We start from the raw sequence: 15266 nt of genomic DNA on the forward strand, positions 1-15266 counted from the left end.
GTGTGGCAGGTCAGGGCGCTTTGCCTTCGACCCAGATGGGCGAGCTCCACGCGCGTTCCTGTTGTGTGATGAATCGGAAGTCGCCGCGGAAAGAACCGGTTTCGCCTTCAATGCGGCAACACCCTTCGTAGCCAGAAAAACCGCTTTGTGCCGGGAACAAACCGTTGCCAGGTTGCAGGGCTTCGCACTGAACGCCTTTGGCTGCGCATATTCTGGTGGTCCATCGGCATGAATTGTTTTCAAGCGCGCGGGCGTAATAACTGGCACCGGTTGCGGGGTCAAAGCTGGTGTCGTGAAACACGGCACACATTTGTTCGGGGCCTTTGTATTGCAGGCTGCAATCTTGCGCTGGTTGTGGTGCGTTGCTGTTTTCTGCCAGCTTGAGAACCTGGTGTTTTAAATCGCCACCCGCATTCGCCCAGGTTTTGACCAGTTCCAGTTTTTGCAGTGGAATGCCGGGTTCTTCGCCGCCAGGGTCTTGAATTGCATAGGCCACAATGTAGGGCCCTTTGCCTTTCACATTCAACGTGCTGCCCATGGGCACTGCATCCACAAGGCCTTCCTCGATCGGGCTTTTGCCTTCGCCCAGCATTTGACAAATATTGCCGGGAAAGGGTTTGTGCGAGGCCAGTGTTCGAATACGCATTCTGGAACCCGATGTGGCGAATGTTTCGCGGCGTTTCAATGCCGCAAAAATTTCCTTGCGTGTGTTTTCCCGCGCCCAGACACCGGCCAGGCCACCGGGTGTGAAGTTGGACGCTACCGGGTTGAATACCCGGTCTGCGCAGTTGTTCGGGTCGTCGGCTGATTCAGTGCTGAATGGAATTTTGAAACCTGTTACCGAATCAGTGGGCAAGGGTTGTGCGCGGCATTCCCAGTTGCCCAGTGCTTCGTGGGGCTCATCGTCCAGCACACCACCGTGGCCTGAATTTTTTGCAAATTTGTTTTTGTCGGTGTTGCCGGCAATGCCGTTGTGTGTGTCGCTTGATCCAATGAAACCGTACTGGTAGGGGTTCACACCCAGTTTACGTTTGATCGCGCTGCCTTCGGGAATCACATTGCGTGCATAGTCCAGCGGGGCGGTGCAGTCTGCGGGCGTTGAGCCGCCAATGTCACTGCCTGTGCATGCGCTGGCAGCGTGAATGCTTTTGCCATTGCCTTGGTAGCGGTTGACCTGGCAAAACAGTGGGTCCGTTGACTTGCCCTTGCACACGCGCGCACATTCTGCCGGGTCGTCTGCATTGCCTTTGCACAGGGTTTTCCATTCTTCAAAGCCGCAACCCGATTCCTCCCCGCCAGTCAGCCCGGTGTTAAAACCGGTGATGCATTCGCTGGCGCCTTTGTGTTGCACAATTTCAAACAGGCGGTCCATGGTGTTGCGCAAGGTGGCATCGGCTGCGGTCAGCGTGGCGTTGTCGCGCGCAGGTGGCAGGCCGGTGCCGTTTTGGCGCGGGCGTGCAAAGCGGCCATCACTTTGGTTCGTGCTGTGCGGTATGGTAACCACGTCACAGCCATTGACATCGAGGCATTCTGCCTTGAGTTTGTCGAACAGTCCCCATTCGTCATTTGTGTTGTCGTTGGTGGGAATAGGTGCAATTGAACTGACCACATCGGCGGGTACCTGGGTGCCCTCGAAAATCACATTGCGGTGCAGAACCTGCCCACCTTTGTTGGATGAGAATTCATAGCCGTTGAATGTGGTGAATTTGCAGGGCTGATTTTCTGCATTGGCGATGGCCTGAATTTCCTGCCAGGTCCGGGTGCTGGGCACGCGGCTTCCGGCGCTGGTCACCAGTTGCAGATACAAGGGCACGTTGCCTGTGATGAACACCGACACGTTGTCTCGAATTACTTGCCCCAAGGTGTTGCAAGCCGGGTTGGTGCCAGCGGGCACATTGCCTTGCAGTTCACATATGTTCGAGAAGGTGCCCAGTTGTTCTGCGTGTTCGGTTACTGCAGCAAAGTCCAGCGGGCGGCCAATATTGATTTGCCGCACTGGTGTGTCGGGGTCTTCGCCCGATGGCAGAAATGCATTTTCGCCTTTGGCGAACTGGTAGGCTTCGCGCGGGCCGTTGATGGAATTGAAAAAATAGGCATCAAACGACAGCTTGGTGTGAATGTGCAGGTCGCCAAAAAAGGCTTGTTTGCGCATGCTGCTGCCCAGGCATTCTGCATCATCAGGCTGTTCGGAAGGCGTTACGTTGGCGGCAGGGTTGGCCTGTTCGCTGACCTGTTCGTCGTCCGTGCCCTGGCATGCGTTGAGGGTCAACACAGAAAGAGCTGAGATTGCGCACAGCAGAAGCGCACGGTGGATGGATCGTTTAAACATAGCCGTGAATCCTTTCAATGGTCCAGTACAGTGCTGCGCCACCGATGCCGAGCGTCAGTGTGTGTTGGGTTAAACGTGTGCAGGCGTGATAGTGGGTTTTTTCCAGCAAATGAAATGTCGCTGCCAGCAAGGTGACAATCCATAGTTGACCGATCTCGATTCCCAGGTTGAACAGCAACAGGGTGCTGATCAGCGCATCGTCGGGAAAGCCCCGTTCCTGCATCGACAGGGCAAAGCCCGAACCATGCAGCAGGCCAAACGCGGCGATCAACAACAGGTGAAATGCGTTGCTGTGCCTTGCAGGCGGTGTGCGAATCAACTCCCATGCCAACCACAGCACGCTGAGTGCGATCCATGCTTCAATGGCGCGGGTGGGCACTGCGATCCAGCCCAGCACCAGCAGGGCCAGTGTCAGGCTGTGCCCCACGGTGAACAAGGTGAATTGCCCAACCAGTTGGCGGGTGCTTTGGTCGCGTTTTTTCCACAGCAAAAACAGGCCTGCAACAAACAGCACGTGGTCCCAGCCCAGCACAATATGTTCGATCCCAATGCGCAGGTAGCCCAGTGTTGCCGTGTGCACAGTTGCCGTGTTGAACCGGAAGCTGCTTTGCTTCGGGGTTAACACTGCGTTGACCCGTTGATGGTTCAGTGGCGTGGCCACAAGAATAAGATCGGGTGCAAGGCGTGTGAAACCGTTGACTGAAACCTGGTGGTTTATCAAAGGCGCATTGCAAAAGAACGTGGCGCGTTGAATGACCTCGGTTGTGTCTTCCCACTCGGTGTTCAGGTTGCGCAACTCGCAAGCTGGTGTGAACTGGAAATCAATTGGCGGCACTTTGCCGTCTGCACCCACTGTGCGTTTGAACACAAGGTTTCCGGTGCCACTTTCTGATTCGTGAATCAGCAGGGCCGATGTTCCCATTTCATGGGCAAACAAAGGTGTGCAAAGCAAGGCCGATGCAGCCAGGTACAGCAGCCCGACCCGGCGAAGTGCGCCCCTCATGGTGTTTCCAGAATGGTGTAGCTTGCGCGAAGTGCGGCCATGCCGGCTTTGTTCACGGCATCGCGTTGTGCGGCAAGCAGGTCTGAGAGCAATTGGCCACCTGCCTCTTGCACGGTCATGGTTCTGCCTTCGTTGCGCGCAGTGACCTTGAACAAGTGCACACCCATGGAAGACTGCACCGGTGCAGACCATTCATTCATGGGCAGTTCAAACACGGCCTTGCCCGCTGGCAGGCCCAGTTCTTTGATCAGTCGGTCTTTGTGGGTGGCAACACCACTGGCCGCCAGGGGGAATGGATCTGATTCAATACTGCCACCCGCCAACAGGGTTTGCCTGGCATCCCGGGCGTGAAAAAGGGCTTCATCGCCGCGTTTTCCCCGGCTGAAAAAATGGTGTTCAAATGAAACGCTTTGCCCTGTTTGATAACGCTGCGGGTTTTTTTCAAGCCATGCCTGAAGTTGCTCGTGGGTGGGTGGCGCAATGGGGGTCATGTCTTCAAGCAGGAAGCGCATTTTTTGCACCACCCGGCGCTTGATGATCAGGTCGTCTTTTTCCAGCCCAAGTTTCAAACCTTCGCGGTACAGAATTTCATCGTCGATGTAACTGGCCATGGCTTGATCGACACCGCTTTCAACATCGATGCGAACGCCGGTTTGCAGCACCTGCTCGCGCACAAAGGCGCGTTGGGAATCGGTGAGCAGCAGTGTATTGGTAGCCGCCAGCTGCGCAGAATTCCATTCCAGAATGCCGATCAGTGCGGCAACGGCGAGAAATCCCAGTGCAGAGTGCGAGGGCTTCATGGCCAGCCTGCCTTATTTCAGGTACTGCCACACACCCGAAGGCATGTTGGCCAGTACAGGTTTAAGCAGCCGCCACGGGTAGCCGGGTACCACGCCCACGCTGTGACGTTTTTCAATGTGGGTAACCATTTCTTTCGCAGCCTTCTCGGCAGACACCACAAACGGGAACTTGTCCATGTTCTCGACGATCTCCGTTTTCACAAAGCCAGGCAGTATTTTTGTGAAGTCGATGTTGTACTTTTTCAATTCGATGGCTGCGGCATCCAGGTACATGGAAAAACCAGCCTTGGTGGCACAGTAAGCGGCTTGCTTTGGAATGGGGGCAAGGGACGCAAGGGAGGATATGCCCACCACATGGCCGCTGCCTTGTGTTTTGAAAAATTCCACGGCGGCGTTCACGGTGGCAATGGCACCCAGCAAGTTGGTTTGAATCAAGCCCAGTTCTTCATGTAATTGCCCTTTGCCCACAGCGGTCAACTGGTTTACACCCGCATTGACCACCACAATATCCACACGGTTCAAGTGGCTAAACAGTGTTTGCAGGGTTGGCCCCACCGCGTGGGTGTTGTTCACATCCAGTTCAATTATTTCCACCCGAACGTTCTGTGCACCGGGCAACAGGGCAATTTCAGCTTGAAGTGCTTCAAGTTTGTCAAGCCGCCGCGCGGCCAAGCCAAGGTTGTATCCGCGTTGCGCAAATTCAAGGGCCAATGCCTTGCCGATGCCCGACGATGCGCCGGTGATTACCACTGTTTTGTTCACTCTGTCTGCTCCATCTGTTGTTTGGGTAATTCGCTGACGGCCACGGTCAGGGCCATGCGTTCAACCCGTGGCAAATTCAGGTTCAAAACATGTTCGGCCTGATGAGTTTGAAGCCATGCGCGAACCTGTTTTTTCTCGCTCTGGGCCATGCCGTTGTAGCGGTCTATTGCACGCTGCAGCATCCAGATCATGTAGGGCAGGGCACCGCGCTTGAACGGCTTTCCACCCATGGTGGTTGTTACTTCGCCAATGCGGCGTGGCAGGCGAATGTTCAAGCCATGTTCCTTTGCGTGGGCTGTGGCCAGTTCGCCAATTTGCGCAACCATGGGAATAAACTCGTGAAACACGGAATGAAATACGTCGTTCAGGGTTGCCGGAATTTCGTCGTTGGGCACCAGTTGCGCAAGTGCAAATGGCGAGGGGTTTTTCATGCGTTCCAGCCAGGCACTCAGGTGTTTTCTGGGATCGATCAATTCACGTTTCGGCCAGGGGTCGCGGCCAAGGTGACCGTACATGGTACCCACCAGACCAAAATCGCCAAGGCTGGGGCGTGCACCCAGCAGAAAGGGAAAAGCTTCGAAATGCGTGTCCAGTACGTCCAGCATTCGGGTTGTCCATGTGTTCATGGTGTCGAACTGTTCTGGAACAATGCCCACAAATGGCAACATGCCACGCAGCATGGTGGCGGGTCGGTCTGCCATTTTGTGTTGAACAAACCGCGGTGCCCAGGGCATTAAGGCTTTGCCAGCATCGTGCTGGAACAATGCATAGTTTTCCGGATAGTTCCAGCGCGTGTGCATGGCGATGGGCACCCACCATTCATCGCCCCACGCTTCAAGCAACAGGGACGCAAATTCCTGAACCGATGTGTTGGGGGTGACCGGGTTGTTGTGGTGCAGCGATTCAATGTAATCAATGATCTCGCTGGTGTCCTGAATCCAGATGCCCGACGGGGTTTTCAACACAGGCATGACCGCAGCCCCGGTTTTACGTTTGATGGTTCGTGTCAAGGTGTAAAGGTTCACCGGTTTCAGGACATGGTTCACTTGCTTGTAACGCAGGTAGCACAGCGCCTTGCCGGTGAAATAGGACAGGTGCCATCCATACAGGGTGTAGTGGTGTCTCATGTGGACCCTTCTTTCGGGGTTTTCAAGTTTGAATAAATCATTAAAGCATTAATATTTACATAGTGTCAAATTCTTTGAATGTGTGGCACACTAGGACAGGTTTTATCGTGGCGCAGCATTTGAATGACAACAAGCAATACACAAGAGAAACGCCCTTACCTGGGCAAAGACGAGCGCAAACGGGCCTTGCTGCAAAGCGCGGCCGAGCTGGTTGAGGAAGCCGGGTGGGGTGTGCTGAACATGAGCGCGCTGGCCGACCGTGCAGGTGTAAGCCGGCAATTGGTGTACCAGCACTTCCCCAATCTGGAAGGTTTGTTGGGTGCCACGGCGTGGGCCATTTTCAACGACACCATGCAAGGCACGGCGCAGGCCATCGCCAATTACCCGGATGATTTAAAGCAGGCCATTCGGGCCGCCGAACTGGTGTCGCTGGACATGCCTGTTGGGCGTGGCGATGCACTGTGGCAACTGATCGCAGGTTCGGGTTTGAATTCCCCGGAACTGGACACCATTCGCCTTGGTATTCGGGATGTGATCCTCAAGCTGTGGGTGCCCTCAATCCAGAAAATCAAGGGCATTGATGAGGCTGCCGCAACCAGCATGGTGTGGATGATTATTTTGTCGTTTTGGGGTATCCGGCAGTTGATTCGCGACAAGGTGGTTGAGCGGGAGCAAGGCATTGCGCAATTTGATGCCTTGCTGGATCGAGTGCTGTAAAGCTATTTCAGTAGTTGCTCAACGCTTCGCCGCAATACTTTCTTGGCCTGTTTCACGCTCAGTTGTTGATCGCGGCGAAGCCGAAGCCAGCTTTCAAAACTCAAAATCAAATCGAGTGCCTCGAACAGTGGTTTGTCTTTCACAATTGGTGCGGGCAAAAACGCGCGCAACAAATAGCGCTGCAATGCCACGGTGCGTGCCTGCTGGTCTCGCAGAAATGCCGATTCATGCAAATGCACCAGGCTGGCTGCCTGAATGGGTGCCAGTTTTTCAAACATGTCGGTACGCCGGTCAATGGCGTGCATCAGCTTTTCATGCGCAGTGTCACCCACCACCGGGGTGGCCAACACAGGTGCCACAATGGCATCCACTTCGCTGCTGATTTCACGGTACAGGGTTTCCATGTCTTTGAAGTGCCTGAACACGGTACGCAAGCCTACACTTGCTCGCGCCGAGACCATTTCAGCCGTAGGCGACACATGACCTTCGCGAATCAGTTCAATCAAGGCTTGCACAATCTGTTTTTTGTTTTCCTGTCCGCGTGTGGTGCGTCCGTCTACTTTCACCATGTTCTGCTTGTCATTGTTGAAGGGGTTGTGATGGGAAGGTCCGCAATTCGGGCCTGTATGGGCGATGTTACAGGCTTGTTCAAGGCTGTGCCCAGTTCGGGAAAACACGTGTTTATTTCATGTTGACTTGACGTGTCCAGCACCTGGTACCGGGTTCTCAGGCGTTGGAACCGCCAGGCACGGTAGCGTTGCGTGGGTAGTTTGAATTGAATCCCTTTGCTGGTGAATTCGAATTTACTTCTTTCATTGGCAATCGCTTCCTCATTGGCTTGCATGTAGGGCAAAAATTCCGTGCACACAATTTTCAGCAGGGGTGTTATCTCGTTGGGCAAAAGCGTTGGAAACGGTGTGTTGTCGTAATCAACCAGTGTTGTATTCCAAAGGCGTGCAACCCATTCATGCACTGCTGGGGCGCGATTGCGCATGATGCGTGCTGGTGTGGGGTCGCAAAAAAAATGCCTGTACATGCCGCCGTACAAGCCATAGTCGGCCAGTGTGGGGCGTTGACCAAGGATGAAAGGCTGTTTTTTTAGCACTGCCTCGAGCGCATCCAGCGTTTCAAGGTAGTGTGCTTCAACCCGTTTGGCGGTGCTTTTGCGTACACCGTCCAGCCACAAAAAGTGAAACCGTTGCCGGTTCAATATGGCCCAGCGCCGCATGAAAAAGGGCAACGGTACATCGCGCATCATGCCCTCGGCCAGGCGGTGGCTCATCAGCCTCGCGTCTTGTGTGTGTGCCCAGCGGTAATACAGGGCGGGGCGCCACAGCCATTCGTCGCCAAAATCTTCCAGCAGTTGCGCGACAAAGCGAAGCGTGGGGTTTTGTGGCATCACCGATGTTTCCGGTTTGAGTTGTTCCAGAAATTCAATGATCAAGGTGGTGTCGCTAAGCCATTGCCCATTTTGCCACTCCACTTGCGGCATTTGGGCCACGCCAGTGGCCTTGCCGCAGCGCTTGAAATCGCCGGTGTCCATTTCAATCAGTTCATAGGGAATTTGTTTGCCACGCAAGTAGCCTTCAAGCTTTCCGGTGAAGTAGGAAAGGTCCAGACCATGAACCTTCAAAACTTTTGGCATTGCCATGTGCATGTTTCCTTGAGATTCGATTTTCTTTTGTATATAGTGACACAAATAGTGTCACTAGTTAAAGAGGGCAAACATGGCGCAGCACAGTGATGATCAAAACGACAACAACAATGCAGAAGGCTTGTCCCCGAAGCGCTTGAAACGGCGGGCATTTTTGTCAGGCCTCGCAGTGGGGGCGGCTACCGTGGGTGTGGCTGCCACAGGTGCGCATGTGGCCAACACCAAAGCGCGGGCGTTGATGACACCCAAGGCCCTGCCGGAAGGCGAAGCGGCACAGGTGGCCCTGTCGTTTCAGGATTCTCGCCCAGCCAGCACCCGCAAGCCCAAAGCCAAAGAAGGTGCGCCCAACGTGGTCGTGATACTGTTGGACGATTGCGGTTTTTCCGATTTGGGGTGCTATGGCAGTGAAATAAAAACACCGGCAATCGACATACTGGCAACAACCGGTTTGCAGTACACCAACTTTCGCACCTGTTCCATGTGTTCACCCACGCGTGCGTCATTCCTGACCGGTCTGAATCACCATTCGGCAGGCATGGGTTGGCTGGCTGACATTGATGCAGGCTACCCCGGTTACCGTGGCGATTTAACCCACGAGGCGGCCACCTTGGCGGAAGTATTGCAGGGCGCTGGTTGGTCCACTTTCCTGAGTGGCAAGTGGCATGTCAACAACGCACACACAACAGGTGCCAATGGGCCTTACGACAATTGGCCCACGCAACGCGGTTTCGACCGTGCGTACTGGTTTCAGGGGCATTCCACCGATTACTTCAAACCCTCTGAATTGTTCGATGGCATTGCACCTGTAGAACCACCTGACACACTTGATTATTTTGTGTGCGACGACCTGACCGACCGCGCCATCACCTACATTCGAACCCAGAAGGCGCTGGAGCCAGGTCGCCCGTTTTACCTTCATCTTGCCTTTCCCGGCCCACATTCGCCCTTGCAGGCCCGTGCGCGTGAACGCGATGCTTACAAAGGCCAATATGACAAAGGCTGGGATGCCGTGCGTGCCGAGCGCCTTGCACGGCAAAAAGCGCTTGGCGTGATGCCCGACACGGTTGAATTGCCACCACTTTCGTTTGGTTCTGACAGTTGGGACAAACTACCTGAAGCACACAAGCAGATTACCGCGCGCTACATGGAAGTGTATGCAGGCTTGATGAGCAATATGGATGCAAACATTGACCGCTTGCTGCAAAGCCTGGATGAACTGGGTGTGCGGGACAACACGATTGTTGTTTTGTTTTCTGACAACGGTGGTTCGCCTGAGGGCACGCCCACAGGCACGCCCAATGTGTTCGCGCCAGCGTTTGGCCGCCCGATTCCGGTTGAAGAAGCAGCGCAGTTGTACGATGTGCTGGGCGAGGAGGGCACCTTTCCCCACTACCCCATGGGCTGGGCCAGCGCATCGAATACACCATTCAAAATGTACAAACAGTATGCGCACCTGGGTGGCGTGGCCGACCCGCTGATTGTCAGTTGGCCAAAAGGTATTCCCGCACAGGGCGAATTGCGAGAGAACTTTGTGCATGTGGTGGATTTGTTCCCCACCTTGCTGGAAGCCACCGGTGTTGAACGCCCCACTGTTTACAAGGGGCAGCCTCAAAAACCCATTGAAGGGCAAAGTGTGCTGGCCACATTCAGCAAGTCGGAAAGCGCCACCCGCAGTGAACAGTACTTCGAGTTGGGTGGCCACCGCGCCTACATGGAAAACAATTGGCGTGCAGTGGCGCGCCACACGCGTGGCAAACCATTTGACAACGATGTGTGGGAGCTGTACGACTTAAGCAAAGACCCCGCCGAGGGCACCGACCTGGCCAGCCAGTTTCCGGACATTGTTGAGCGCCTGAAAAGCAAATGGTTGCAAGCCGCGCAACAGCACAATGTGCTGCCACTGGACGACCGCAACCTGGTGCTTCGTCTGGTACAGGATCGACAGGAAAAAGGCCTGCGTGCGCGTTGGGATTTCCACCCGCCCGTGGAACGATTGGCACGCGATGTGGCGCCCATTGTGTGTGGTTTGTCGCACACCATTGAGCTGGAATGTGAACGCACCAATGCCGCGGGCGATGGTGTGTTGCTGGCGCAGGGGGCCAAGTACGCGGGTTGGGTGCTTTACATTCAAAATGGCAAGCTGTGTTATGAACAAAGCCTGGTGCCGTATGTGGAGCGCATGGAATCGAACGCCGTATTGCCCGAAGGCAAACTGAAAATCAAGTACCAGCAGCGCATGACGGGCCGGCCCTTTGATGGTGAAGGCGCTTTGTTTGTGAATGGTCAGCAGGTGGCCAAGCACACCTTCAAACGAGTGCTGTTTTCAACAAGTTACGATGGTTTTACTGTTGGTTCAGACCTTGGCAACCAGGTGTCGACCCGCTACAAAGGCCCCAATCCATTTCAGGGCAAGTTGGGCAAGGTGACAATTGATGTGGACACCAGTAAAGTCAATCCGGTTGAAATGCTGCGCTTCTTGAGCCAAATGGGATTGAATGTCTAAAAGAAATACATTGCTTTCGGGTGGCGGTTTTTGCATGGGGTCGAATCGCCATTATCCCGAGGAGCGCCCCGAGCGCACTGCAAGCGTGGCTGAGTTTGCAATCGATGTTTTTCCTGTGCGCAATACAGATTTTGCAGAATTTTTTGAGGCCACACAGCACGTCACTGTTGCTGAGCGCCAGGGACATTCCCATGTGTTTCAAATGACCCAAGGCCCTGTGCCTTTGAACAATCCCGACCTGTGGTGGAAAGCGGTGCAGGGCGCGTGCTGGCACAACCCACGCCCCGGCATTGAATTGCCCGGTGATTTCGATCAACACCCTGTGGTGCATGTGGCCCTTGAAGATGCAAAGGCCTATGCTGCCTGGGCAGGTGGGCGCTTGCTCACGGAAGCTGAATGGGAGTTTGCTGCACGCGGCGGTTTGCACAATGCCCAGTTTGCATGGGGCGATGAATTCGCACCCAATGGCCAGCGCATGGCGCAGGTGTGGCAAGGCGCATTTCCCTGGTATTACGCCCCGGGCGGAACGCCAGGTACTGTGCCTGTGGGGCAGTTCCCGGCCAATGGGTATGGCTTGCACGACATGATAGGCAATGTGTGGGAATGGACCCAGTCAATGTTTGCCGAGCCGGCTTTCAACGAAACTGCCACTTGTTGCTCGTGCAGCCCGCAGCAAGATTCAAACACCTTGTTCACCCTGAAAGGCGGTTCGCACCTGTGCGCAGCGGAATATTGCCTGCGTTACCGGCCCGCCGCACGCATTGGCGTGGCAGGGGTCAGTAGCACTTCGCACATCGGTTTTCGATGTGCTTATGAACCTTAAAACCGTTGGGTCAGGCTGAAAGAAAAGAACTGTACATCCAGATCTGCAATGCCCTTGTACTCGCCGCCCGACACTTCACGTGGTGTGATCTGGTCGTTGTTGCCCACTTCGCCTGCATCCACATCCAGCAGTTGATAGCCAACTGCCAGTGTGGTGTCACGGCTGGGGGTGAAGCTGGCGCCCAGGCCGTAGAAGCGACGGTCGTTGTCGGGCAGAATCGGGATCCGCAAATCATCACCCACCACACCATTTTCCTGCGCGTAACCTGCGTGCAGGGTCAGGCGTTGGTACAGCTTGTAGTTCATGCCGATGCGATAGGAATGTGCAACCCTGAAATTCTGGGGAACGTTTTCAACCAGTCGGCCATTGTTTTCGCGTTCATAACGCAAAAATGTTTCGGTGTAGTCTTGATAGGTGTAGGTGGCCATCAGGTCCAGCCTTGGGCTGTAATGGTGAAAAATTGACGCACGAAGTTCGTCCGGAAAAATCACGCTTTGACGAACCCGTTGCTCCGGAGAAAGATCACCGGCAGAGGTTGCACCATCAACGCCCAGCAAATTGCCACCGGTGCCGTTGGTGAAGGGGCTGGTTGCCAGAAAATCGCGGAACGCTGCGGTGTTTTCGTTCTCGTTGATGGTCAGCTTGCCACTGTTGCCGTTGAACCGCGTTTTGGGACGATAAGACAAACCGATTCGCGTGACTTCGCTGGGTTCCCACAGCAGGCCCGCCTGTGCATTGAACGCCCAGCCGAAGATGCGAAGCTTGGCATCGGTTTCATCAGGCACCTCGGCACGTGAATCAACACCCGAGGCGGCAAGGCCGTCCAGCGCTGCTGCAGTGTCGGTTCCTTCCGGTCCCAGTTTGTTGACCGCATCGCGGAAATTCACACGAAGCTTGATGGACTGGAAGTACCGTTCGTAAGAACCATTGGCGCCCACTGACAAGGTGGGCGTGATTTTGTAACCGAAGCCCAGGTTCAGGCGCGTTACTTTCAAATCGCTTTCTCGACCCTGTCCGCGGCCAGGGTAATCTTCCTGGTAACGGGTCAGCAAACCATGCGAACCCGATGCGCTGAAACCCACAACCAGTTTGTGTGTAACAGGTATAGCCACAAACAGACCCGGAATGAAAAGGGCAGAATCGTAGCCGTCTTTTCTGGAGAAAAACTGGCCATTTGATCCGGTGGTACCTGAATTGGTCTCAGGGCCATCGTTGTCCTGGCGCGAAGTGTAGTCATTGTCAAACGTCGCCACGCTGGCAACATTCAACACTTCAATGCGTTTGAACCGGGTAAGGGCTGCGGGGTTGAAGAAAATGACGGACGCGTCTGCCGCATCGGCGGCCTGGCCTGCGCCAGCCGTGGCAAGGCCCATGGTGCTTTGGTTGTCATTGGCTGTGCCGCCTGCAAATGCGTGCTGGCTTGAAGTGAAGGCCGTCAATGAAAATACGACGGCAAAGGCCCTCTGTAGGGGGCCTTGCTGCAAAAACGCCATTGGTCTGTCTCCTGGCTCCGACGCGTTGGGTCGCAGTGCGCCCAACTTAAGGTGTCGTGAGTTTTTAGCGGGTTGGTTTTAAAAATTCAAGTGATGTTTACAATGATTAACATCCGCGGTCACCGAAATGTAACCCAAATTCAATCAATCGTTCAAATTTTTTTCAAAATCAGGCGTTCATCTGCTTCGCCTGGCAGGTAAAAAGTTCTGCTTGGACAGCCTGCGGTCACCATGCACATGGTCTTTCCAACCCTTGGTCATTAATGCTGCTTTGGGTCTTGGCTGAAAGGGCTACACCTGCAATACTGAAAGCGGGAGTATTCCCTTAACCAGAAACGAGGATCGCCATGACTGTTTGCCCGATTGCGATTGCTGTTGGTTGTAAAAAATGTCCTGCCTTCAAAATTTGTCCTGCCAAGTCGATTTTGGGTGATCAGCCCAAGACCCCTGAAAAGCAGCCTGAAAAGAAAGAGTAAGTTGCGACACTTTTTCTGAAAAAACCCCGACCTTGTTCGGGGTTTTTTTGTTTAAAAATTGCAGGATTTGTTAAAAAAGGTTGCTTGGGCACGTTGCTTGCGTACTAAGATGCAATTGCAATACCAAAGCCCCAAGTTGGCGCATCGCTTTTCACACAACAAGGAGAACAAGGCATGGAAGCACTTACGCAGTTTGTTAACGCAGTCAACGGCATCGTGTGGGGTCCCCCCATGCTCATTGCCATTCTGGGCACTGGCCTGTATTTGCAGCTACGTTTGAAGTTGATGCCAATCTTCAAAATTGGTTTGGGTTTTCGCTGGATCTGGAAAAGCCGCACACCCGAAGCAGGCGCCAAAGGCGACATCACCCCTTATGCTGCTTTGATGACAGCGCTTGCTGCCACTGTGGGTACCGGTAATATTGCTGGCGTGGCAACAGCCATTGCGCTGGGTGGGCCAGGTGCCTTGTTCTGGATGTGGATGACCGCCCTGGTGGGCATGGCCACCAAGTACGCAGAAGTGTTGCTGGCGGTGCATTACCGTGAAACGGACGAGTTGGGCCAGCAGGTGGGTGGGCCCATGTATGCGATTAAAAATGGCTTGGGCCAAAACTGGAAATGGCTGGGCATTGCTTTTGCCTTGTTCGGTGGTTTGGCTGGTTTTGGGATTGGCAACATGGTGCAGTCCAACAGCGTGGCCGATGTGCTGAAAGTGACTTTTGGTATTGACACCTGGATTTCCGGCATTGTGATGACAGTGCTGGTGGGTTTTGTGTTGATCGGCGGGGTAAAGCGGATTGGTGCAGTGGCCCAGAAAATTGTGCCATTCATGTGCATTGCCTACATCATTACCTCCTTGATTGTTTTGGCCATTTACATTCAGGAAATTCCCGCTGCGTTTGCACTGATTTTTCACAGCGCGTTCAATCCGGTTGCCGCAACGGGTGGTTTCGCGGGCGCAGCCATCATGCTGGCCATTCGTTACGGCGTGGCACGTGGTATTTTTTCAAACGAAGCCGGTTTGGGTACAGCCGGTATTGCACAGGCTGCCGGTCAAAGCAAGAACCCGGTTGAATCTGGCATGGTGGGCATGATGGGTACCTTCATCGACACCATCATCGTGTGCACCATGACTGGCTTGGTGATCGTGGTCACCGGTGTCTGGAACAGCGGTGTCAATGGTGCAGCGCTCAGTTCAAGTGCCTACGCAACTGGTTTGCCTGGCTTCGGTGAATACATACTAGCCATCGCCTTGGCGTTTTTCGCGTTCTCGACCATCATTGGTTGGTCTTATTTTGGCGAGAAGTGCTGGGAATTCATCGCTGGCACCGCCGTCATCAAACCCTACCGCGTGTTGTGGACAGGTTTTGTGATGGTGGGGGCGGTCACACAGCTTGATTTCGTTTGGCTGGTTGCCGACACCTTGAATGCATTCATGGCCCTGCCAAACCTGATTTCCCTGATTCTGCTGTCGCCCGTCATTGTCAAACTGACCAATGAATATTTCGCCAACAAATAATTGTTGATCGTGTCTTGACGAACGCCAGCCCCTGCAATACGGGGCTGGTTGCATTTCCCCG

General features: G+C 54.4%; 12 protein-coding genes. 4 read left to right on the top strand and 8 right to left on the bottom strand.

Going from position 1 to position 15266, the window contains the following annotated elements; translation table 11 throughout:
• Nucleotides 1-10: 10 nt before the first annotated feature.
• Genes V7028_RS10070 through V7028_RS10090 form a run of 5 tightly spaced genes read right to left on the bottom strand, consistent with a single transcriptional unit; the run spans nucleotide 11 to nucleotide 6021 of the window.
• A complete protein-coding gene (locus tag V7028_RS10070) occupies nucleotides 11-2329 on the bottom strand; it encodes a DUF3604 domain-containing protein (protein ID WP_334119949.1) in 2319 nt (772 codons plus the stop codon).
• The gene (locus tag V7028_RS10075; protein ID WP_334119950.1) at nucleotides 2322-3332 is read right to left on the bottom strand and encodes a HupE/UreJ family protein; all 1011 of its coding nucleotides are present in this window, start codon (nucleotides 3330-3332) and stop codon (nucleotides 2322-2324) included. Before V7028_RS10075 ends, V7028_RS10070 begins: the two co-directional genes overlap by 8 nt.
• Nucleotides 3329-4132, bottom strand: coding sequence for a peptidylprolyl isomerase (locus V7028_RS10080; protein WP_334119951.1), 804 nt, complete (start codon nucleotides 4130-4132; stop codon nucleotides 3329-3331). The genes V7028_RS10075 and V7028_RS10080 overlap by 4 nt, the downstream gene beginning before the upstream one ends.
• 12 nt (nucleotides 4133-4144) lie before the next feature.
• Nucleotides 4145-4894 carry an SDR family NAD(P)-dependent oxidoreductase gene (locus V7028_RS10085; protein WP_334119952.1) on the bottom strand — a complete coding sequence of 250 codons (750 nt, stop codon included), beginning with the start codon at nucleotides 4892-4894 and terminating at the stop codon, nucleotides 4145-4147.
• On the bottom strand, nucleotides 4891-6021 hold the full coding sequence (locus V7028_RS10090; protein ID WP_334119953.1) for a glutathione S-transferase family protein: 1131 nt from the start codon (nucleotides 6019-6021) through the stop codon (nucleotides 4891-4893). Before V7028_RS10090 ends, V7028_RS10085 begins: the two co-directional genes overlap by 4 nt.
• Before the next feature lie 123 nt (nucleotides 6022-6144).
• Between V7028_RS10090 and V7028_RS10095 the strand changes: the two genes are divergently transcribed.
• Nucleotides 6145-6738, top strand: a complete 594-nt coding sequence (locus tag V7028_RS10095) for a TetR/AcrR family transcriptional regulator (RefSeq protein WP_334119954.1) — start codon at nucleotides 6145-6147, stop codon at nucleotides 6736-6738.
• Between the two features lie 2 nt (nucleotides 6739-6740).
• On the opposite strand, the gene V7028_RS10100 is transcribed toward V7028_RS10095, so the two are convergent.
• Nucleotides 6741-7307, bottom strand: a complete 567-nt coding sequence (locus V7028_RS10100; protein WP_334119955.1) for a TetR/AcrR family transcriptional regulator — start codon at nucleotides 7305-7307, stop codon at nucleotides 6741-6743.
• Nucleotides 7301-8389: a glutathione S-transferase family protein gene (locus tag V7028_RS10105; RefSeq protein WP_334119956.1), complete on the bottom strand. Its 1089-nt coding sequence runs from the start codon at nucleotides 8387-8389 to the stop codon at nucleotides 7301-7303. Before V7028_RS10105 ends, V7028_RS10100 begins: the two co-directional genes overlap by 7 nt.
• Before the next feature lie 76 nt (nucleotides 8390-8465).
• Here V7028_RS10105 and V7028_RS10110 point away from each other — a divergent pair, with 76 nt between their 5' ends.
• Together V7028_RS10110 and V7028_RS10115 are read left to right on the top strand one after the other, a co-directional pair.
• Nucleotides 8466-10895, top strand: a complete 2430-nt coding sequence (locus tag V7028_RS10110) for an arylsulfatase (RefSeq protein WP_334119957.1) — start codon at nucleotides 8466-8468, stop codon at nucleotides 10893-10895.
• Nucleotides 10888-11718 carry a formylglycine-generating enzyme family protein gene (locus V7028_RS10115; RefSeq protein ID WP_334119958.1) on the top strand — a complete coding sequence of 277 codons (831 nt, stop codon included), beginning with the start codon at nucleotides 10888-10890 and terminating at the stop codon, nucleotides 11716-11718. Before V7028_RS10110 ends, V7028_RS10115 begins: the two co-directional genes overlap by 8 nt.
• On the opposite strand, the gene V7028_RS10120 is transcribed toward V7028_RS10115, so the two are convergent.
• Nucleotides 11715-13211: an OmpP1/FadL family transporter gene (locus V7028_RS10120; protein WP_334119959.1), complete on the bottom strand. Its 1497-nt coding sequence runs from the start codon at nucleotides 13209-13211 to the stop codon at nucleotides 11715-11717. The two genes, V7028_RS10115 and V7028_RS10120, sit on opposite strands and share 4 nt — an antisense overlap.
• Before the next feature lie 650 nt (nucleotides 13212-13861).
• On the opposite strand from V7028_RS10120, the gene V7028_RS10125 reads away from it, so the two are divergent.
• Nucleotides 13862-15205 carry an alanine/glycine:cation symporter family protein gene (locus V7028_RS10125; protein ID WP_334119960.1) on the top strand — a complete coding sequence of 448 codons (1344 nt, stop codon included), beginning with the start codon at nucleotides 13862-13864 and terminating at the stop codon, nucleotides 15203-15205.
• Nucleotides 15206-15266 lie beyond the last annotated feature (61 nt).

It is taken from the genome of Limnobacter sp. (assembly GCF_036846585.1).
In the GTDB taxonomy this organism is placed as follows: Bacteria; Pseudomonadota; Gammaproteobacteria; order Burkholderiales; family Burkholderiaceae_B; genus Limnobacter.

Bases quoted from the DNA above. Each gene is read 5' to 3' on its own strand.
- V7028_RS10070 (WP_334119949.1), bottom strand. From the start codon at position 2,329: ATGTTTAAACGATCCATCCACCGTGCGCTTCTGCTGTGCGCAATCTCA.
- V7028_RS10075 (WP_334119950.1), bottom strand. From the start codon at position 3,332: ATGAGGGGCGCACTTCGCCGGGTCGGGCTGCTGTACCTGGCTGCATCG.
- V7028_RS10080 (WP_334119951.1), bottom strand. From the start codon at position 4,132: ATGAAGCCCTCGCACTCTGCACTGGGATTTCTCGCCGTTGCCGCACTG.
- V7028_RS10090 (WP_334119953.1), bottom strand. From the start codon at position 6,021: ATGAGACACCACTACACCCTGTATGGATGGCACCTGTCCTATTTCACC.
- V7028_RS10095 (WP_334119954.1), top strand. From the start codon at position 6,145: ATGACAACAAGCAATACACAAGAGAAACGCCCTTACCTGGGCAAAGAC.
- V7028_RS10100 (WP_334119955.1), bottom strand. From the start codon at position 7,307: ATGGTGAAAGTAGACGGACGCACCACACGCGGACAGGAAAACAAAAAA.
- V7028_RS10105 (WP_334119956.1), bottom strand. From the start codon at position 8,389: ATGGCAATGCCAAAAGTTTTGAAGGTTCATGGTCTGGACCTTTCCTAC.
- V7028_RS10110 (WP_334119957.1), top strand. From the start codon at position 8,466: ATGGCGCAGCACAGTGATGATCAAAACGACAACAACAATGCAGAAGGC.
- V7028_RS10115 (WP_334119958.1), top strand. From the start codon at position 10,888: ATGTCTAAAAGAAATACATTGCTTTCGGGTGGCGGTTTTTGCATGGGG.
- V7028_RS10120 (WP_334119959.1), bottom strand. From the start codon at position 13,211: ATGGCGTTTTTGCAGCAAGGCCCCCTACAGAGGGCCTTTGCCGTCGTA.
- V7028_RS10125 (WP_334119960.1), top strand. From the start codon at position 13,862: ATGGAAGCACTTACGCAGTTTGTTAACGCAGTCAACGGCATCGTGTGG.